Raw genomic sequence first — 19,445 nt, forward strand, 5'->3', positions numbered from 1 at the left:
GCTATATGCAAAAAAAATCCGTTGTAATTTATAAAAGTTTTTGTGCGCTTGTTGAAGGCGAAGAATCTTCAAAAATTTTAGTGAGCTGGTGCGTTTCGAGAGCTACATCGTCAGGAAAAAAAGCTGTTTACGCAAGTCAGAAGGTGCGTCCGCGCGATATAATTTTGTTGAGCGAGGCACCTGCTTCTTCACTGGAAAATTGTCTTGATTTTGCAGAAAACGCTTTAAAGCCGGAAAGTCAGGTTCAAAATCAGATTGCTGAAATTCACGAACTTTTGAGCAGCGAAGACGAAACTGCATCATCTTTTATGCCTTTTTCTGAACTTGTGGAATTGATTCGCGGAAAAATTGCTGCCGATGAAGTTTGGGGCGTTTATTGCGCCTTAAAAAGCGGATTTTATTTTGAGGAAAAAATAGATTCGTCCGACATTGAATGTCCAAAAATTCTTTTTATTCCCCGTTCTGGCGAAAAAATCGAGGAATTAAAAAACAAGGCATTTGAAAAAGAGCATGCTGAAGAAATGCGTTCTGCCTTTATAACCAGATTGCGCCAGGGAAAACTTGATTTGCCTGCTGACGGAAAATACATGCAGGAAGTGGAAGCCTTTGCGCTTTGCAAGACAGACAGCTGCAAGATTTTAAAAGACGCAGGAATGAAAGAAACAATCGAGCGTGCCCATGAAATTCTTTTAAAAACCGGAATTTGGGATATTACAAAAAACCCTTATCCTTTGCGATGGGGACTTAGCACAAAGAGCGCAAAATTGAGCCTTGGACGTCCGCCGGAAGAAGACAGGGTAAAAGTCGGGGGAATAAGTTATGCAATCGATTCTGAATGGTCTACAGACCCTGACGATGCGATTGGTTTTGACGGTGAATACCTTTGGGTTCATATTGCAGACCCTGCAAGCACTGTTTTGCCGGACAGTCCGATTGACATTTGCGCAAGGGGACGTGGAGCGACTTTGTATATTCCTGAAGGTGCGGCAAGAATGCTGAGCGAAGACTGCCTTGAAGATTATGCGTTGGGATTAAAAGAAATAAGCCGCGCCCTGAGCTTTAAAATTAAATTGAATGAAAATTGCGAAATTGAGGATTGTGAAATTTTACGTACGATTGTTGATGTAAAACGCCTGTCTTACAAAAAAGCCGATGAATTAAAAGACAGCGCAGAACTAAAACCTCTCTTTGAGATTGCCAGAAAAACAGCCGAACGGCGCAAAAAAAACGGTGCTGTTTTTATCGAGATGCCGGAAATTCACGTTGTTGTTGAGCCTGGAACAAAAAAGGTCAGCATGGAGGAGGTTGTGCATTACGAGAGCGGAGAAGTTGTGCGCGAATGCATGATTCTTGCAGGTGAAGGAGCGGCAAAATTTGCCTTTAAAAATAATATTCCTTTTCCGTTTATAAGCCAGGAAGCGCCGGATATTCCTGCTGTCCTTCCGGAAGGACTTGCCGGACAATACAGGCTCAGGCGTTGTATGCGCAAGCGGAATGTCGGCGTAACTCCGTCTTCTCACGCGGCGCTTGGTCTTGGAATGTACAGCCAGGTAACTTCTCCACTTCGCCGTTACGGAGATTTGATCGGACACGAGCAGTTGCGCGCATTCATAAAAAATGAGCCTTTAATTGATAAAGATACAATGCTTATGAGAATTGCCGCCGGAGATGCCGCGGCGAGGGCTGCAAGACAGGCAGAAAGAAACAGCAATACACACTGGACCTTAGTTTATCTTTTGCAGAATCCTGAGTGGAGCGGAAACGCGATTTGCCTTTCAAAAGAGCAGAAACAGTCAGTTTTTTTAATCGAAGAACTCGGAATGGAAACTGCGATTACCGGTGTAGACTGTGAATTGAACGACAGAATAGCTGTAAAAGCTGAAAAAATCGACCTGCCGGCTTTGAGCGTTGTTTTTGTTAAAGCCTGAAAAAATATTATTTTGTTGAATTTAAAAATACTGTAGTTGTGCATTAGTTTTTAATTCATTATAATTTTTAAATATGATAGTAATGAAATTTGGCGGTTCAAGTGTTGCTGACGCCGAAAGAATTAAACACGTTGCCTCTATTATTCAGGCTTATGAAAATGAACGTCCGCTTGTTATTTTGAGCGCGATGGGCGATACGACAGACCATTTGCTCGAAGCGGCCGATTTGGCTGTAAACGGAAAGGTTGACATTTCGAAGGTTGAAAAACTTCACCTCGATACTGCCAGAATTTTGGATGTTGATGTTCCTGCAATTGAAGAACTTTTGGGCGAATTAAAAACTTTGCTTACTGGAATCAGCATGTTGCACGAACTTTCTAAGCGCTCACGGGATTATCTTGTAAGTTTTGGCGAAAGAATGTCAGTGCGCTTGATGTCGGCATATCTTAACAAGCAAAATATTCCTGCAAAATTTTATGATGCTTGGGATGTGGGCTTTGTTTCTGATTCAAATTTTATGAATGCGGAGCTTTTGCCGGAGGTATGGAAAAACATTCCTGAAAAACTTGCTGCTTACAAAAACGGCGGACAGAAAGAAATTCCGATTGTTACAGGTTTTATCGCAAAAGACAAGAACGGCGTAATTACAACCCTCGGTCGTGGCGGTTCTGACCTTTCTGCAACTATGCTCGGTGCCGCTCTTGGAGTTGATGAAATTCAGACTTGGAAAGATGTTGATGGAATTTTGACGACAGATCCGCGGATTGTAAAAAATGCGCGCCCTGTTCCAGAAGTTACCTACGAGGAAGCACAGGAACTTGCAATGTTTGGTTCCCAGGTTTTGCATCCACGCTCAATGATTCCATGCCGCAAGACAGGAACTCCAGTCCGCGTAAAAAATTCATACAATATAAAGAGCGAAGGTTCTGTAATCCGTGAAAAACACAGTGGAAAAACTCCGCGCGTTCTTGCAATTACAAACGTTAAAAATGTTGATTTGATTGATATTCAGTCAAACAGCATGTTCGGCGCATGTGGATTTTTGGCCCATGTGTTCAACCAGTTTTTAAAATGGAATGTTGTTGTTGATGTGATTGCGACTTCTGAAGTTTCTGTTTCTCTTACAGTAAATGGAAATTCTAAACTTGACGGACTTGTTGAAGACTTGAAAAAAGCGGCCGATGTGACTGTAAAAAAGGAAAAGGCTATCGTAACGATTATTTGCGACGCCTCTTCATCAAGCTCGATTCTTGCGGACGCTTTTGCAGCGCTTAAAAAAGAAAACATCAACGTTCAGATGATTTCTCAGGGCGCAAGCAAGGTTAATATAAGTTTCCTTGTTGACAATTCCCAGGCAAATACAGTTGTTCAGATTTTGCACACGGCGTTGTTTGAATAGTCAAAAAGTTTAGTTTGTATAGCCCTGGATTGTTTCCGGGGCATTTTTTTTTGAGGTTTTTGCTTGTATGCTAGCGAAAAGCCGGTTTGAGAGGAGATGCGCTCCAAATAAAAAATATCGGTTATAAACTTGAAAATCTTTAGTTTGCTATATTGATTAAATCTATACAAAAGAATAAAATATTCTGCATTCTACACTAGTGTTATTATGCTCGTGAAGAAAAAAAATAGCAAATTTAGGACTTGGATAAGTCCTTTGGAGGATAAAGTGGTCAAAATCAGACTCAAGAAATTCGGTACAAAAAAGCGTCCAGCTTACCGTATCGTAGTGCAGGATTCACGCAAACCACGTGATGGCACAACAATCGAAGAGATTGGAACTTACGATCCAATCGCAGCAGGAGAACAGTTTTCTGTAAAAGAAGATCGTGCAAAGTACTGGATCAGTGTTGGCGCTCAGCCTTCAGACACTGTACGCAAACTTTTCAGCACAAAAGGCCTTAACAAATAACTGAACTGGAGTAACGGGGAATGGAAAAAGACCTGATTGAATACATTGCAAAATCATTGGTCGATGATCCCAGTGCAGTCTCGGTAACTGAAACCGAGGGTGAGCGTGGTCCTGTTTTGGAACTTCGTGTTGCCCAGGGTGATATTGGTAAGGTGATCGGTAAATACGGCCGTATTGCAAAAGCTTTGCGTACTGTTTTAAGTGCGTCTGCTTCAAAAGACGGAAGACGTTATAGTCTTGAAATCTTGGATTAGTCAATGGCAGAACAGACTGAACAGTTTATTGTAGGATTTATCCGCGGTTCTCATGGAATTTCGGGTAATATGAAAGTAGAAAGTACTTCCGGTGAATTTGATCATTTCTATTCAATGAAGGAGGTAACTTTAAGGAACGGTAAGACAGGAGACTCAAAACTTTGTAAGGTTGAGTCGGTTAGTGAAGGCGCCGGTACCTTGTATTTAAAACTCGTGGGAATAGACTCACCCGAGGATGTTCGTAAGCTCAGCGGATGGCAGATTGTAGTACCACGGAAATATGCCAAAAAACTCGGTAAAAACGAGTGGTATATTGAAGACCTTAAAAATTGTGCCCTTAACTTTTATCCTGAACAGGGCGATGACGGATTGGCAGTTTGGACTGCACCTGCTGCAGGTAAACCTGTGACAGTGGGAACAATCACAGACGTAATAGAAGGCGGTTCTGGAAATCTCCTTGAGATTTTACTGGCCGAGAACTGTGACTTGCTTGCTCAAAACGTCAAATATCTTGCAGACGGAAAAACAGTGAGAACGGTTTACGTTCCATTTAATCCTAGGTTTGTAAGAAATATTGACATTAAAAACAAGTGTATCCAGTTGATGCACCTCTGGATTCTGGAGTAATTCCATGAAATTTACTGTGCTGACCTTATTTCCTGAGATTCCGCGCGCATTTTTTGAAGCCTCAATCATGGCGAAGGCGGTTGAAAAGGGAATTATTGCTTACGATTTAGTGAATATCAGGGATTTTGCCTTTGATAAACACAAGACTTGTGATGACAAACCGTATGGAGGCGGAGCCGGTCAGTTGATGATGGCAGAACCTCTCGGGCGCGCATTGGACAGCGTTAAAGCTTACAAAAAGCATGTAATCTATGTTACACCTTCTGGTAAGCCGTTTACACAGTCAAAGGCGCAAGAACTTAGTCAGAAGGACGAAATCGTCCTTATATGCGGAAGATACGAAGGTATTGACCAGCGTATAATTGATGAGTACGTAGATGACGAAATTTCTATTGGAGATTACGTCATGTCCAGCGGAGAAGTAGCCGCAACCGTTGTAATCGATGCTGTTTATCGGTTGGTTGATGATGTTATTACTCACGAATCGCTGGAAGAGGAAAGTTATTCTGGCGGACTTTTGGAATATCCGCAGTATACTCACCCGAAAGTATACAGGGGAATGGAAGTGCCGGATGTTTTGACCGGTGGCAACCATGAATTGATCCGAAAGTGGCGGCTGAAAAAGCAACTTCAGAAAACGCTTGCAAACAGACCGGACTTAATCGTTCAGGCAAGGTTGAGAGGACAACTTACTTCAGAAGCTGAAAAAATGATTGAGGAACTGACCGACATGCACTTTCAAAAGCATGAAGGCAGAAAACGCCGTGGCAGAAAAGTTACGGATAAATCAGGAGTATAACAATGGATCTTATTAAGACTATTGAAGAACAGCAGAAAAAAGAAAATGCTTTGCTTTACAAAGTAGGTGATACTGTAGTTGTTCACTTTGAAATTATCGAAGGCAAAATAAAACGTATTCAGAAATATGAAGGCGTTGTAATTTGCATTAAGGGTGCTGGAGTTCGCAAGACATTTACAGTTCGCAAGACTTCTTACGGCGTAGGTGTTGAACGTGTATTCCCTGTATACAGCCCACGCGTAATCAAGGTAGAAATCTTGAAGACTGGTAAAGTTCGTCAGTCTAAAATTTACTACCTCCGCGACAAGGTTGGTAAGGACTCAAGAATTAAGGAACTTCTTGGACCAAAAGCAAACGCTCGTATTGCCGCATCACGTGCTGCAAACAAAGCTGCTGATATTGCAGAAGCATCAATCAATGCAGACGCAAAGGCTGCAGATGCAATGGCTGCTGAAGCTGCTGCAAAAGCAAAAAAGAAGTAAGTTAAAACTTTCTTAAGTTTTTTTAGCCCGGTTCATAAAAGTTCCGGGTTTTTTTATGTATTCATCGGTTCAGGTTGTAAACGTCAAAAATGATTTTTCTCAAAAAAATGCGTCTTCACCTTTGCATGACGGAAGTGTTGTTAAGGCCCGTGTAATTTCTAAAGAAAAATCTGGTTTTTATGCGGTGAGTTTTGCAGGACATAAATTTCGGGTTCAATCTCAAAAAACGCTTTTGCCCGGACAGGTTTTTAAAGCGCAGATTTTTGTAAAAGACGGAAAAGTTTTTCTAAAAGAAGTTTTGGAAAGCGCAAAAAACAGCGGACTTGAAACTTTTAACCTGAAAAATTTTGATTCTTCCAATCCCGGCTTAAAAAATATGCTCGTAAAGCTTGGATTTCCTGTAATTCCTGAAAGCTTGCGGCTGATTCAGTTTGCTCTGGAAATGGGAATAAAAATTGACCCTTCAAAACTAAAAACTTCCCTTTTGCGCGGACAAAAAAGCGAAAAAAAAGATATTCAAAAATCGCAGGTTGCACTTTTGCTCGAAGAAAAAGGTCTCTCACCGACAGATTTTGCAGTTGAAGCGGTTACAAGAAATTTTTACGATGAAGAAAATTCTGAAAAAAAAGATAGAGATAATGACGGAAATTCTTTTTTTGAAAAAAAGTCCGGCGACAAATCCAATGAAAAATCCAGCGAAAAATCTGACAAAGAGTCCGGTGAAGGAAAAATAAATTCGGACGATATAAAAGAATATTTTGAAAGCGTTTTTGAAAGTGCCCGGAAAAATAAATGCGGACCGCTTTCTTTGTTCAATTCACTAAAACCAAAAAACAGCGCCGAAAGCCATTGGATTGTTCTGCCGTTTGAATGGAACTTTGATGGTTATTTTGGAGTAATTAGAGTTTTGCTTTCCGCTGATAAAAAATGCATTAAGAAGTTGCTAATAAATTGTAAGAATTCACAGAAATCCTATTCATTTGTGTTATATTTAAGTGAAAACAAAGTAAAGGCAATAAAATTTGCGTTAAAAAATGCTTCTGACAGTGTTTTGCGCTTTATGAACCAAAAGTTAAAAACATTTTTTCCCTTGAGTTCTGTAGAATCGGCAGATTTTGAAGAACTTGAAGGTTTTGCAGCAGAAAATACGGAACTTGGTATTTTTGATGGAGAAGCGTGATGGAAAAAAAACAAAAAGCCGTCTGCCTGAAATATCCAGAAAATGCCGCTGCTCCGTTCATTGCAGCAAAAGGACAAGGTTTTGCAGCAGAAAAAATGCTTGAAATTGCCCGGCTAAACAAAATTCCTGTTGTAGAAAACGAAAACCTTGCAAATGTGCTTTCTGTGGAAAATATTGGACAGCTAATTCCGGAAAGCCTGTACGAAGCGGTTGCGAATATTTTTGCTTTTATTTCATCGACAGAAAGGAAGATGTAATTATGACAGCAATGAGTTCTGTTCTTGACAAAAAGTATTTGAAAATTCCCTGTTCTGAAATCCAGTTGGGAGCACGTTTTTCTGCGCCTGTTTTTTTTGAAGATGGAAAGAATATGTTTTTGGCAGAGGGAAAAACCGCAAAACAGTACCATATCAATGCCTTAAAACGCTGGAAAATTCCATATCTTTTGTCTTATGGCCACAAAATTGACAGCGAAAATTTAGCTCTGGACGAGAATTTCGATGACGTTTCAGAACTCGAAGAATTAGAGGAAATTTAGCGGTTTGACAAGACTCTCTGATTCTATTCTTTCGGAACAACCCTCAAAACGCAGCGTTGGAAATGACGGAGAAAACAGGGCCGCGTTGTTTTTGGAATCGAGAGGTTATACGATAATTGCCCGTAATTGGCGGACAAGATTCGGAGAAATTGATATAATAGCACAAAAATCAGACTTGCTCGTTTTTGCAGAAGTAAAAACCTTGCCGAGCGGCGGACTTGAAACGCTTGCGCATGAATTAAATCTGAGAAAGCAGAAAAGAATAATCGAAACTTCTAAATTCTTTCTTGCAAAACATCGACAATATAATAACAGCAAAATTCGTTTTGACGTTCTGGCAATTGATGTGCCGGAGCTGGAACCTGTTTATCATATCGAAGATGCTTTCTCGGAGCTTGTATGACTGCAATTTCAAAATCTGTAAATAACCAGTTTTCTGACCGTGTGTTGGAGTTGAGGCGGAAAATTCATGATTCAGAATACGTGGATTCTGCCGTGCAGCGCATTGCACAGGTTTTAAGCCGAAAATTGGTGGAAGACAGCGAGCCTGTATACGACGGGAGAAAACATGGTACGAGATAATCATCGCCGTGGTAAAAATCGCGGAAACTGGAATTCAAGAAATTCTTCTTCTAATGGAGAAAATTCTAATTCAAACAATTACCAGAACGGTTCAAATTCTTTTAGTAAAAATTCAAAACAAGAAAAAAATCGTCCTTCTTTTGCACAAAGGGCTGTAACGAGCGCGGAAATTCAAAAGCAGGCAGAAGCAATCAGGGCTTTTAAGACAGCTGTTGTAAAATGCGCAATCTGCGGAGAACAGATAAACGATATGGCGAGCGCAATAAATAACCGTGGAGACGGAAATCCTGTCCATTTTGACTGCGTGTTAAAGCAGCTTTCCGAACAGGAAAAACCGGGACCAAACGAAAAAGTAACTTACATTGGAAACGGAAAATTTGCGGTTCTCCATTTTGACAACGTTCACGACATGCGCCATTTTTCAATTGTAAAAGAAATTGAATGGGAAGCCCGGGACAGTGAACGCGGAGAATGGAGAGACACGATGGCCTCTCTTTACTCACAGGTTAAATAAAATTTTTATGTTTTTGTCCACAAGTTCGCTCAATTGCTGCGGACTTGTTTTTCTTGCATTTGCAACAAAATTATAGCAATGTTCGATTAAAACAGGAGTATTTGTCTGTCCTCTGAACGGAACAGGCGCCAAATAAGGAGCATCTGTTTCCATTAAAATGCGGTCGTCAGGAACGTAGCGGAGCAAGGCGAGCATTTCTTCCATTTTTGATTTTTTAGTGTAAGTTGTTCCGCCGCCAAAAGCCAGATACCAGCCTTCATCCAAAAATTTTCTTGCTTCTTCCAGTCCATAGCTGTAGCAGTGAATAATTCCGTTGTGAAAATCCATATTTTTGAGGCAGTCGATTGTGCCTTCAAAAGCGTCGCGGCTGTGCACAATCAGCGGAAGCTCCATTTTTTTTGCAAGCTCAATCTGCATCTGAAAAAGCTCCAGCTCTCCGTTGAATGTCTTTTGGTCAAAATTTTCTTCGCACCGGCCGTCAGCTCCCGAAGGGTTCCAGTGGTGGTCAAGACCGCATTCTCCGATTGCAATAATTTTTTTAGGACCGTTTTTGTTAAAGAGACTGATATTTTCCTCAAGCCGGGCAATGTCTTCGTCTCTGTTTTTAATTGCGCTGACATCAGGCCAGATTCCTGCCGAGAACTGAATAAATTTTTCTGTTCTTTTCTTGAGTTCGTCCGAAAGTCCGGAAATAGCGCCGTCGATAGCATTTTTTCGTGGAAAAAGGTCGTCCGCCCTGGTGCCAATATCCAGACCAAAAAAAGTGTCGCGCTCAGCCAAAGCCCTGAGAATTGCCTGACCGTCAAGTTTGCGTTCTTCTGTAAGATGATGAAAATGAAAATGAGTATCGCTGAACATAACTCGATTCTATCAAAATTCGCAGCGTTGTAAAATAGAGCGCAAATTTTTAATCCGGGGGCATTTTGCTTTGCAAAACCGGCATGTTCCGCACTTGCGCTTTCGCTCCAGCCGCTTCCTTCACTCCATTTTATTCCGTTCAGTCCAGTGGCCGCCTCCGGCGGTGCTCCATATGCCTTGCCCTGAAAAAATCTTAAAATCTAAAAACTGGCTTGAAAAATTATCTTGTATTTGCTACACTAATTAAGTTATTTTTCTCTACGAAAGATAATGCCGAGATGGTGGAATAGGTAGACACAAGGGACTTAAAATCCCTCGGCAAGTCAAACGGCCGTGCCGGTTCGATTCCGGTTCTCGGCAAAAAAGGCTTCTGCATTGCAGAAGCCTTTTTTGTTTTTTACAAGTCTAGCAGTTGTGCGTATGCTTTTAGAGCACCGTCTGTTTCTTTTGCAAGCACTTTTTTTGCAAGTTTTTTTCCGAGTTGTACGCCTTCCTGGTCAAAACTGTTGATATTCCATACAAATCCCTGGAACATTACTTTGTTTTCGTAGTGGGCAAGAAGCGCCCCGAGTGTTTTTGGGTTGAGCTCTGAGCCGTAAATGAGGCTTGAAGGTCTTCCGCCTGCAAATGCCTTGTTTGGGTCCGCGTCAGTTTTTCCGCAGGCAAATGCCATTATCTGTGCCGTAACGTTTGCATCGAGTTTTTGCTGGCTTGTTGAGCCTTCGATTGTCACGTCAACCTTTGTCTGGTTGTTTTTGAACGCAATAAACTGGAGAGGAACTATATTTGTTCCCTGATGCAAAAGCTGGTAGAACGAATGCTGTCCGTTTGTTCCAGGTTCTCCAAAAATTACAGGACCGGTTACATAGTCAATTTTTTGACCAAAACGATTTACTGACTTTCCGTTTGATTCCATATCGAGCTGCTGCAAGTGCGCAGGAAAACGGCTCAAGGCCTGGCTGTACGGAAGAACCGCTGTTGACGGATATTCCTGAACGTTGCGCTCGTAAATGCCGATCAAGGCGTCTAGCAAAGCAGGATTTTCCTGAATTTTTGGGTTTGTAGCAAGCCTGTCCTCTTCGGCGGCTCCTTCCAAAAAGTCTGCAAATACATTTGCTCCGAATGCAAGGGAAAGAACTGCTCCTCCGACAGCGGAAGTAGAAGAATAGCGTCCTCCGATGTAGTCGTCCATGTAAAAGGCTTCGAGATAGTCCGGATTGTGGGCTAAAGGCGAGGTTTCGCTGGTGACTGCAATCATGTGCCGGGCAGGATTTAAGCCTGCTTTTTTGAGCGCGTCTTTTACGAAGGCTTCGTTTGTAAGAGTCTCGAGGGTTGTTCCAGATTTTGAAACGAGGATAAATATTGAGCGCGAAATGTCTGTCGAATTTAAAACAGCCGAGGCGTCGTCAGGATCAACATTCGAAATGAACTTTGCTTCCATTTTGAAGGAATTATTTGCTTTTGCCCAGTTTTCGAGGGCGAGATACATTGCTCTTGGACCTAAATCGCTGCCGCCGATACCGATTTGAACGACAGTCGTAAAAGTTTCGCCTTTTTCGTTTGTAAGTTTTCCAGAATGAACTTTTTCTGCAAAATCTGCAATTTTTTTCTGTTCAGTTTTATAGAATTCGCGTTTGTCTGTTCCGTCGGCAACAACCTTGTCTCCGAGCTGTCCGCGGGTAAGGTGGTGCAGAACAAGACGTTTTTCTCCGGTGTTTACGACTTCGCCGTTGTAAAGAGCTTCGAATTTTTGAGTGAGCTGCGCTTCGTCTGAAAGTTCAGCGAGAACTTTTAGAACTTTTTCGTCAACCTGCTTTGCTGCGTAGTTGTAGACAAGACCTGCGCCCATTTTTACGGAAAAATCTTTAACGCGTTTTTGAGCTTCTGGCGAAGAAAGCTCCTGCGCAATGTTTACCGCGCCTTTTAAGGACTGAAGTTTTTTGAATGATTCGAGGGAAGAAAGGTTTTCCCAGTTTATGTTTTTTTCTGAAACCGACATAGTTTTTATTTTAGTTCTCCTTTTGATTTTTTGTCTTACAGACAGCAATGCCTATTTTTATAAAACAGACTGATTCTATTATAGCACAAAAACTATTGGCAAGGAAAATGTTTTTGCTTACGGAAAACTTACCCCGGATATTAGGGGCGGCTTTGCCGTTGCCGCAAGGCAATGAGCGCTTAGCGAACCCCGGTTAGCCGGCCGTGACGGAAGAATGCGGTACGGTTTTTATTCAAAAAAAATGTGATATAATCGGTTTATGAGCCAGACAGAAAGAATCCTTTTTATTGACCGAAAACTGCGTTCGTGCGGAAATTTTACGGTTAAGGAAGTTGCCGACTATTTTGAAGTGAGCGAGCGGCAGGTTAAGCGTGATATTGAATATATGCGCGACCGTTTTGAAGCTCCGATTGAATGGAATTTTAAAGAAAAAAAATACATTTATGCCAGCAGTTTTGAAAGACTAAAATTTGCAGACCAGCATTTGATTTTGGCGTATCTTTCGATGCAGTCAATGCTCAAAAATGCAAATTATTTTCCGGCTGTAAGCAGCGAGCTTTTGCAGAATTTGAAAAGCCAGATTCCAAAGGATTATCTGAAGGTTTGCGGGCGGATTTTGTACGAAATTCCAGCGGCGGAAAGTCTGGAGCCTGAAATTTTTACCGGAATTTGCGGCGCAATGCGGGATTTGCTCTGCCTTGAGCTTGTTTACACCAATACGAAGAATGAGCTTTCTGAGCGGATTTTTGAACCGTGCAACCTTATAAATTACGGCGGAAACTGGTATGTTGTCGGTTTTGACTATTTGAGAAATGAAATCCGCACTTTTAACGCTGCAAGAATAAAAAAACTTTCGTTGACAAAAAAGTCTTTTGAAAGACATGGAGACGATTTTGAGCAAAAACTGAAAAATTATATTGAAAACGGTTTTGGAATTTTTCTTGGCGAAAAAACAGAAAATGTAAAAATCAGGTTTTATGGAAAAGCGGTTCAGATTGTAAAGACTCAAAAATGGCATCCGAAGCAGGTTATGTCGGAAAATTTTGGCGGAGAAGGCGGAAAAGAAGATTTTTTGGAATTGAATTTTCCTGCCGCCGATATGACGGAAGTTTTGTCTAAAATCTTGAGCTTTGGAAAGAATGCGGTTCCGCTTGAACCTCAAAATCTGGTTGATTTGTGGAAAGCGGAAATCAGAAAAATGTGCGAAATTGCCGGGGTTTACCGGTAAAACCCCGGTTTGAGCGGTAAACTTTCCGGTTTGGACGGAAAAGTTTTGTTATGCCGGGCAGTTTTCGTGGCTTTGACTTGCAGTTTTTTGAATTTCCTGAGTTTTTGCCGGAGTGGAAATCATTTCGTGGAGGGTTCGCCATCCTAGTTCTGCGCATTTTACGCGGCTTGGCATGTGCGAAATGTCTTCGAGAGAAGCCGCTTCGTCGAGCTGTTCAATCTGCTCTTCGCTCGCCGTTCCGTGAATCATTCCTGTAAAAATATCGTAGAGTTTTTGTGCTTCTTCTGTGGTTTTTCCGATTACAAGGTCTAGCATCATGTCTACGCTTGCCTGGCTGATTGCGCAGCCCGAACCTGTGTATGAGCCGTCGGTGATTATTCCGTCTTTTGTTTTTAGATAGAGCACAATGTTGTCGCCGCAGCTTGGGTTTACACCGTGCAGTTCAAGGGTGGCTCCGTCCATCTGCGTTTTGTGGGCGGGATTTACGTTATGGTCGTTTAATATTTCTCTATAAAGTTCTTTTGTATTCATTTTTTACATTATAAAGAATTATGAATTATTGTACAAACGGCGAATCGACAGTTATTACGCAATTGATGTCGCTGTAACTGTCTTTTATAAGTTTTGAAACTTTTGATTTTAGCGCTTTGTCTGAAAGCGGACAGTCGAACGGTTTTACAACGTCAAAAATAAGGTTTGTATGCTTGGAGCCCGGAACGAGCCTTACATCGTGAAATTTAAGGTCGTCGTCGATTTTTGGCAGTTCGTTGAGCATGAAAACTTTTATCTGGTTCAGCCTTTCGTTTTTTACATCGATTGGATCCATGTGGATTACGGCGACGCATTTGAATTTTTTTGAAAGTGCGACTTCTGTCTCGTCGATAACTTCGTGGAGCTCAAAAATATCCCTGTCGCCAGGAACTTCTGCATGAAGGCTCAGAAGAAGGCGCCCAGGTCCGTAGTCGTGGACAATCAGATCGTGCATTCCGCAGATTGGCTTATGGCGCAAAACTTCGGCCTGAATCTGCATTACAAATTCTTTTGACGGTGCTTTTCCCAAAAGCGGGGCAATTGTTTCTTTTGCGCTTTCCCAGCCTGTGCGCAAAATAAAAGCTGCCACTAGAATTCCTGCAAGACCGTCGACAGGAAAACTTACAAATTTTCCGGCGATTGTCGCAATTATGACTGTAAAAGTTGAAATACAGTCGCTTAAGCTGTCTTTTGCCACTGCTTCGAGCGCAACCGAATTGATTTTTTTTGCGGTGATGTGGTTGTAAAAATACATGTAGCATTTTACGGCGATTGCAGCGAGCATTACCGCAATTGAAAAAATTCCAGAAGAAAGTTCTGGCGGATTAAATAGAGAGAGAACTGAAGATTTTAAGAGTTCAAATCCCATGAGCAAAATCAAAAAACTGATTATAAGGCCGGAAATGTATTCAAATCTTCCGTGTCCAAAAGGGTGAGACTGGTCAGGTTCCTTTGAGGAAAGTTTAAATCCAAAAAGTTGAATTATTGAACTTGCGGCGTCGGACAGGTTGTTGAAGGCGTCTGCCGTGATTGCAACGCTTTTAGAAACTAAGCCTGCGATAAATTTTGACGCAAAAAGAAGAATATTAAAAAAAATTCCTACGAATGCGCACAATGTTCCATAGGCAAGCCGGACTTTTGAGTCGCAGTAATTTTTGTGATTTTTTATGAAGAGTTTTGCAAGCAGTGTAATCATACTTAAAATTATACCGTTTTTGCTTTAGAGAGGGAAAGGTAATCTTTGTAAGCAAAAAACAACGTTTTTTAGATTTTTACAGTCAGTCTTTGTATCCTGACCATTCCCGTAGTTTTGCAACTTTTGACAGGAAAAAATCGATTTCTTCTTCTGTGTTGTAAAAGTACAAAGATGCCCTTGCGGTTGCCGGAACTCCAAGATAAGCTCCCAGCGGCTGCGCGCAATGGTGTCCTGCCCGGATTGCAATTTTTTCGTCAGAAAGAAGGGTCGCAATGTCGTGGGGATGAACTCCATCCACCGTAAAAGTTACAATTCCGCAGCGTTTGTTTCCGTCTTTGTTTCCAACGATAGAAACGTGAGGAATTTTCTTTAGGCCTTCAATAAGTTTTACCGCAAGAAGATTGTCGTGCTTTGAAATATTTTCAATTCCGGCAGACTGAATGTATTTTACTGCCGCTGCAAAACCTGCCGCATCGCCTGCGCTTACAGTTCCTGCTTCAAATTTGTGCGGAACTTCTGCCCAGGTCGCTTCTGTTTCCGTAACATATTCAATCATTTCTCCGCCACGCAAAAATGGAGGCATGCTTTCCAAAAGATTGATTTTTCCGTAAAGCGCGCCGATTCCCATTGGACCGCAGAGCTTGTGGGAACTCATCGCAAAAAAATCGGCATCGAGAGCCTGAACGTCAACTTTTATGTGAGGAGAAGACTGAGCTCCGTCAACAACGATTACAGCTCCGTTTTTGTGGGCAATTTCTGCGATTTTTTTAATTGGATTTGTAGTTCCCAAAACGTTAGAAACCTGTGCAATTGCGACAATTTTTGTTTTTGGAGTGATTTTTGCAAATTCGCTTTCTGGAATTTCGCCGCTTTCCTTGTCGACATACATGAATTTTAGAGTTGCGCCTTTTTTGGAACATACAAACTGCCATGGCAAAATATTCGAGTGGTGCTCCATAATCGAAACGACGATTTCATCTCCAGAGTGAACATTTTGCATTCCATAAGTGTAAGCAACCAAATTCAAGCTTTCAGACGAATTTCGTGTAAAAATAATTTCTCTTGCCTCTTTTGCGTTGATAAAATTTGCAACTGTTGAACGGGCATCTTCGTAAATTTTAGTAGCGCGTTCGCTCAAGTCGTAAATTCCCCGCAGAGGATTGGCATTGTTTTGAGCGTAAAAAGAGTTCATAGCCTCAAGAACGCAAAAAGGACGCTGCGCCGTTGCTGCCGTGTCTAAATAAATAAGCGAATCGTTCAAAGCCGAGCTTTTTTCATCTATTGATTTAAATAACGGAAAATCTTTTCTAAAGTCATTCATAATTAAAGCCAATTATAGTAATTTTTCCATTTTTTGAAAACACTGCGGGTTTTTGAATTTTTAGAAGCGCGTTTTTCTTGCCGCAAGTTGATATTCAGGCTTTGAAGCGCTTATTGCCGCCTTAAATTTTATCTGTAAAAAAAACATAAAAATCTCTCAAAGTACTGTACAAAATATTGTCAAAGTACTTGACAAATTCGGGGGGGGGATACGATAGATATCGTTGAAATTTTTTTTTCAGCGAAATTTATTTTTTTGGAGTGAATTTATGAAAAAATTTACTAAAATTTCAGCTGCATTGGCAGCTATGGTTCTTGTGCTTTCATTTGCAGGATGCAGTGACGGCGGAAGTTCTAATGGGGACGAAATTGTTGGAGGTTCTTCTTCAGGAAGCGGAAGTGGTTCGTCATCGTCAGGGGATTCTTCTGGCTCACAGTCAGGCTCGGAAAGCGGTTCTGGCTCATCGTCAGGCGGAAGTTCTTCATCTGAAAGTGGTTCGGGCAGTTCGTCAGGTTCAGGCTCTTCTAGTGGCTCGTCATCGGGCGGAAGTTCTTCATCTGGAAGTGGTTCGTCAGGTTCGGAAAGTGATGATGACTGGAAAACAATTCTTCCTTCTTCACAAGGCGAAAACCCGCTTTCTGGAAATTCTTATTCCTATGAAAAAAATAACGGTTCAAAGAAGATTTCAATCGTATTTACAGAAGACACAGCTGTGGAAACCGAAATAGAAGTAGAATCAGAAAGCGGAAAATCAGAATCATATGTTACTGAATATAAATACACTTACAATGCCGACAAAGGTCTTCTTTATTTAAAGGTTGTATCTTGGACTGTTGACGGCGAAAAAATTACTTCGTCAGATGAGTTCTTCGAGTTTGCCGCAAGAGAGTTTGACATGACGGTTGAAGAAGCAAGAGAATTGCTGGCAGATTATAATTTTTTTGAAGGCTATGAAACAAGAAACTGCTTTAAAAAAGACGAGAGCACAGTTGTTTTTGGCGACTATTTCGGTGGAAAAATTACTGATGGTGAATTCAACTGCTATATTTCTGGTGGTAGTATAGAGCTTGACGATGGAATTACTGTCGAAAACTACGCAACTGGCGAAGAATATGAATATTGGGACGGAGAGTTTGCTTCGGACAAGAAGACTTTTATTTTCTCTAATGAGGAGAATGTGCAAGTTTCGGGCTCTTGGTCAACTGTTGTAAATACATCAAAAACATTGAAAGAGTTGTATGAAGAAACTAAATCGTATAGCAACAGAAAGGCTGAAAGCAATGGATATATCCTTGTAAAATTTTCAAAACTTTCTAGCGAGATGCAGGCCTCACCGTTCAATATGGATACTAATTCGTCATATAAATTCATCTTTGATACAAATCCAAAGGATTTTACGAAGACAAATTTATCTGTAAAACAGTTTTAATCTATAGACTAAAAAAGCCAGCGGTGTTTTGAGTAATTTCAAAATTACCGCTGGCTTTTTTTTGTTGAGCGTGATAAAAAAAACTCCGTGCCAGTTTTAATGACACGGAGTTTTTTTATGTTTATTTTGTTTTTTCTGTCATGGGGCTGTCTTTTGTTGAAGAATTACCAGCTTTAAGGACAGCCTAGAATATTACATTTTAGCAAGATATGGCACTAGGACAAGGTTCATTGCTTCTTTTAAAACCTGTAAGGTTGCCTTTGCGAGCGTGAGACGCGCTTTTTTTGTGTTTTCATCTTCTGCCGAAAGAATCGGACAGTTCTGGTAGAATTTTGCAAAGAGCTTTGAAATATCGTAAAGATATGCTGCAACTACAGACGGATCCTTGTTTGCGGCTGCCTTTGCAATTACCTGAGGATATTCACCAAGGCGTTTTGAAAGATCCCATTCTTCCGCTGCTTTTAAGAATACCGCTGCGTCTTTTGCTTCGAGCGGAGAGATTCCGTCGTTTTCTGCTTTTCTTAAAATCGAAGCAATGCGCGCTCCCATGTACTGCAAATAAGGGCCTGTGTTTCCGTTAAAACTCAAGCTTTCTTCAGGATTAAAAATCATGTCTTTTACAGGACTTACCTGAATCAAATAATAGTGAAGGGCGGCCAGGGCAACTTTTTCTGCTACATCGTCCGCATCATCAACATCATCTTCCCGGCCGCGCTCTTTAATTGCCTTGAGGGCATCTGCGTGCAGAGAGTCGATAAGGTCGTCTGCATCTACAACTGTTCCTTCGCGGCTCTTCATTCTTCCGTTTGGCAAATTTACAAGACCGTAGCTCAAGTGGTAGAGCTTGTTTGCCCATTCAAAGCCAAGTTTTTTAAGAATATAGAATAAAACCTTGAAGTGGAAAATCTGTTCAGAAGCAACGACGTAAATCAGCTGGTTGAACGGCCAGTCGTTGTGTCTGCTGATTGCAGTTCCAATATCCTGGGTTATGTAAACAGAAGTTCCGTCTTTTCTTAAGAGAACTTTTTCGTGGTCTTCACCGTCTTTTCCTTTTCCGACTGCTTCTGTCACATCAACTCTTACAGAACCATCTTCCGCCTTAAAGAAAATGCCTTTTTCCAGACCTTTTGCAATTTCGTCCTTGCCCTTAAGGTATGTTTCGCTTTCAAAATAGAATTTATCAAAACTGACGCCTGTTCTTTTGTAAGTTTCGTTTACTCCGTTAAAAGTCCAGTCGTTCATTGTCTTCCAAAGCGCGCGAATTTCTGGATCGCCTGCTTCCCATTTTACCAGCATTTCTTCTGCCTGCTGCTGTGCCTGAGGATGGGCGGTTTCCGGCTTGTCTTTTTCGCCTTTTAAGTATTTTTCAAATTCAACATAGCACTGACCTACAAAGTGGTCGCCTTTCATTCCGAGAGTTTCTGGAGTGTCGCCGTTTTTTTCGTGGAAAAGCTTGTAGGCCAGCATGGACTTGCAGATGTGAATTCCGCGGTTATTTATAATATTTACCTTGTAAACTTCGGCACCTGCTTTTTTTAAGATTCTGCTTACAGATTCGCCGAGAGCATCGTTTCTCATGTGCCCCAGGTGCAGCGGTTTATTTGTGTTTGGAGAAGAGAACTCCACCATGATTTTTTCGCCTTCCAGCAGGGGCTTTCCGTTTTCTCCAAGAGAGCCGTAAGAATCTTTTTCATCTTCTATTTTTGAAAGGATTGAAGCGAGGGCCTTTTCTTTGTCGAGTTTTACATTTACGTAAGGACCGACATTTAAAACAGTTCCAAATGAAGACGCTTTTTCGCCGATTTTCTGAACAACTTCCTGTGCAATTGCTGGAGGTGCCATGCGCAGTGATTTTGCAAAGACAAACATTGGAGAACCCAAATCTCCCATTTTTGGATCCGGAGAATCCTGGACAACGACTGTTTCTTCGTTTACTGCCGGTGTTTCAGGCATTTTTTCTTTGATGATTTCATTTATTGCATCTGCAATTAAAGTTCTGAAAATTGATTTTGAGTCAGACATTAAAATTTGCTCCTGTGCGGTTTTTAGATGTTCCCTTATAAAATACTTT

General features: G+C 41.3%; 20 protein-coding genes, 1 tRNA gene and 1 pseudogene. 16 read left to right on the plus strand and 6 right to left on the minus strand.

Features of this window, described 5'->3' with window-relative positions; genetic code table 11:
* Window positions 1–5: 5 nt before the first annotated feature.
* The 13 genes and pseudogenes from B5D47_RS03175 to B5D47_RS03235 all read left to right on the plus strand — a co-directional run bounded on the left by B5D47_RS03175 (window position 6) and on the right by B5D47_RS03235 (window position 8,813).
* Window positions 6–1,928, plus strand: coding sequence for a ribonuclease catalytic domain-containing protein (locus B5D47_RS03175; protein ID WP_078930367.1), 1,923 nt, complete (start codon window positions 6–8; stop codon window positions 1,926–1,928).
* 73 nt (window positions 1,929–2,001) lie between these two features.
* Window positions 2,002–3,327, plus strand: a complete 1,326-nt coding sequence (locus B5D47_RS03180; protein ID WP_078930368.1) for an aspartate kinase — start codon at window positions 2,002–2,004, stop codon at window positions 3,325–3,327.
* 267 nt (window positions 3,328–3,594) lie between these two features.
* Window positions 3,595–3,837, plus strand: coding sequence for a 30S ribosomal protein S16 (gene rpsP / locus B5D47_RS03185; protein ID WP_234969880.1), 243 nt, complete (start codon window positions 3,595–3,597; stop codon window positions 3,835–3,837).
* Between the two features lie 20 nt (window positions 3,838–3,857).
* A complete protein-coding gene (locus B5D47_RS03190) occupies window positions 3,858–4,091 on the plus strand; it encodes a KH domain-containing protein (protein ID WP_078930370.1) in 234 nt (77 codons plus the stop codon).
* A 3-nt stretch (window positions 4,092–4,094) separates the two neighbouring features.
* On the plus strand, window positions 4,095–4,718 hold the full coding sequence (locus B5D47_RS03195; RefSeq protein WP_078930371.1) for a ribosome maturation factor RimM: 624 nt from the start codon (window positions 4,095–4,097) through the stop codon (window positions 4,716–4,718).
* 4 nt (window positions 4,719–4,722) lie between these two features.
* Entirely contained in the window at window positions 4,723–5,517 is a 795-nt protein-coding gene (trmD, locus tag B5D47_RS03200) for a tRNA (guanosine(37)-N1)-methyltransferase TrmD (RefSeq protein ID WP_078930372.1), read from the plus strand.
* Window positions 5,518–5,519: 2 nt separating this feature from the next.
* Window positions 5,520–5,867: pseudogene (gene rplS / locus B5D47_RS03205) on the plus strand (50S ribosomal protein L19); the annotation flags it as partial.
* A gap of 187 nt (window positions 5,868–6,054) precedes the next feature.
* Window positions 6,055–7,179, plus strand: coding sequence for a hypothetical protein (locus B5D47_RS03210; RefSeq protein ID WP_078930374.1), 1,125 nt, complete (start codon window positions 6,055–6,057; stop codon window positions 7,177–7,179).
* The gene (locus tag B5D47_RS03215; protein ID WP_078930375.1) at window positions 7,179–7,436 is read left to right on the plus strand and encodes an EscU/YscU/HrcU family type III secretion system export apparatus switch protein; all 258 of its coding nucleotides are present in this window, start codon (window positions 7,179–7,181) and stop codon (window positions 7,434–7,436) included. The genes B5D47_RS03210 and B5D47_RS03215 overlap by 1 nt, the downstream gene beginning before the upstream one ends.
* Window positions 7,437–7,438: 2 nt before the next feature.
* Window positions 7,439–7,717 (plus strand): phosphohydrolase, encoded by a 279-nt coding sequence (locus B5D47_RS03220; RefSeq protein WP_234969881.1) that lies wholly within the window; start codon window positions 7,439–7,441, stop codon window positions 7,715–7,717.
* A 4-nt stretch (window positions 7,718–7,721) separates the two neighbouring features.
* Complete coding sequence (locus B5D47_RS03225) at window positions 7,722–8,120, plus strand: YraN family protein (protein WP_234969882.1); 399 nt, start codon at window positions 7,722–7,724, stop codon at window positions 8,118–8,120.
* The gene (locus tag B5D47_RS03230; RefSeq protein ID WP_078930376.1) at window positions 8,117–8,299 is read left to right on the plus strand and encodes a hypothetical protein; all 183 of its coding nucleotides are present in this window, start codon (window positions 8,117–8,119) and stop codon (window positions 8,297–8,299) included. The genes B5D47_RS03225 and B5D47_RS03230 overlap by 4 nt, the downstream gene beginning before the upstream one ends.
* On the plus strand, window positions 8,286–8,813 hold the full coding sequence (locus tag B5D47_RS03235; RefSeq protein ID WP_078930377.1) for a hypothetical protein: 528 nt from the start codon (window positions 8,286–8,288) through the stop codon (window positions 8,811–8,813). Before B5D47_RS03230 ends, B5D47_RS03235 begins: the two co-directional genes overlap by 14 nt.
* Here the strand turns inward: B5D47_RS03235 and B5D47_RS03240 are convergent.
* Window positions 8,799–9,671, minus strand: a complete 873-nt coding sequence (locus tag B5D47_RS03240; RefSeq protein ID WP_078930378.1) for a TatD family hydrolase — start codon at window positions 9,669–9,671, stop codon at window positions 8,799–8,801. The two genes, B5D47_RS03235 and B5D47_RS03240, sit on opposite strands and share 15 nt — an antisense overlap.
* Window positions 9,672–9,943: 272 nt before the next feature.
* Between B5D47_RS03240 and B5D47_RS03245 the strand changes: the two genes are divergently transcribed.
* Window positions 9,944–10,031 (plus strand) — tRNA-Leu (locus tag B5D47_RS03245).
* 37 nt (window positions 10,032–10,068) lie between these two features.
* On the opposite strand, the gene B5D47_RS03250 is transcribed toward B5D47_RS03245, so the two are convergent.
* The gene (locus tag B5D47_RS03250) at window positions 10,069–11,670 is read right to left on the minus strand and encodes a glucose-6-phosphate isomerase (RefSeq protein ID WP_078930379.1); all 1,602 of its coding nucleotides are present in this window, start codon (window positions 11,668–11,670) and stop codon (window positions 10,069–10,071) included.
* A gap of 259 nt (window positions 11,671–11,929) precedes the next feature.
* On the opposite strand from B5D47_RS03250, the gene B5D47_RS03255 reads away from it, so the two are divergent.
* Window positions 11,930–12,898 (plus strand): helix-turn-helix transcriptional regulator, encoded by a 969-nt coding sequence (locus tag B5D47_RS03255; protein ID WP_078930380.1) that lies wholly within the window; start codon window positions 11,930–11,932, stop codon window positions 12,896–12,898.
* Between the two features lie 48 nt (window positions 12,899–12,946).
* Here the strand turns inward: B5D47_RS03255 and sufU are convergent, their stop codons facing one another.
* From sufU to B5D47_RS03270, 3 genes are all read right to left on the minus strand, one after another.
* Window positions 12,947–13,429 (minus strand): Fe-S cluster assembly sulfur transfer protein SufU, encoded by a 483-nt coding sequence (gene sufU, locus B5D47_RS03260; protein WP_078930381.1) that lies wholly within the window; start codon window positions 13,427–13,429, stop codon window positions 12,947–12,949.
* 25 nt (window positions 13,430–13,454) lie between these two features.
* Window positions 13,455–14,624: a cation diffusion facilitator family transporter gene (locus B5D47_RS03265; RefSeq protein ID WP_078930382.1), complete on the minus strand. Its 1,170-nt coding sequence runs from the start codon at window positions 14,622–14,624 to the stop codon at window positions 13,455–13,457.
* 82 nt (window positions 14,625–14,706) lie between these two features.
* Window positions 14,707–15,945, minus strand: coding sequence for an aminotransferase class V-fold PLP-dependent enzyme (locus B5D47_RS03270; protein WP_078930383.1), 1,239 nt, complete (start codon window positions 15,943–15,945; stop codon window positions 14,707–14,709).
* Between the two features lie 268 nt (window positions 15,946–16,213).
* On the opposite strand from B5D47_RS03270, the gene B5D47_RS11500 reads away from it, so the two are divergent.
* Window positions 16,214–17,374 (plus strand): hypothetical protein, encoded by a 1,161-nt coding sequence (locus tag B5D47_RS11500; RefSeq protein ID WP_200806537.1) that lies wholly within the window; start codon window positions 16,214–16,216, stop codon window positions 17,372–17,374.
* Window positions 17,375–17,566: 192 nt separating this feature from the next.
* On the opposite strand, the gene argS is transcribed toward B5D47_RS11500, so the two are convergent.
* Window positions 17,567–19,396: an arginine--tRNA ligase gene (argS, locus tag B5D47_RS03280; protein WP_078930384.1), complete on the minus strand. Its 1,830-nt coding sequence runs from the start codon at window positions 19,394–19,396 to the stop codon at window positions 17,567–17,569.
* Between the last annotated feature and the right edge of the window lie 49 nt (window positions 19,397–19,445).

Origin of the sequence: Treponema berlinense (assembly GCF_900167025.1) — a bacterium.
Lineage (GTDB): Bacteria > Spirochaetota > Spirochaetia > Treponematales > Treponemataceae > Treponema_D > Treponema_D berlinense.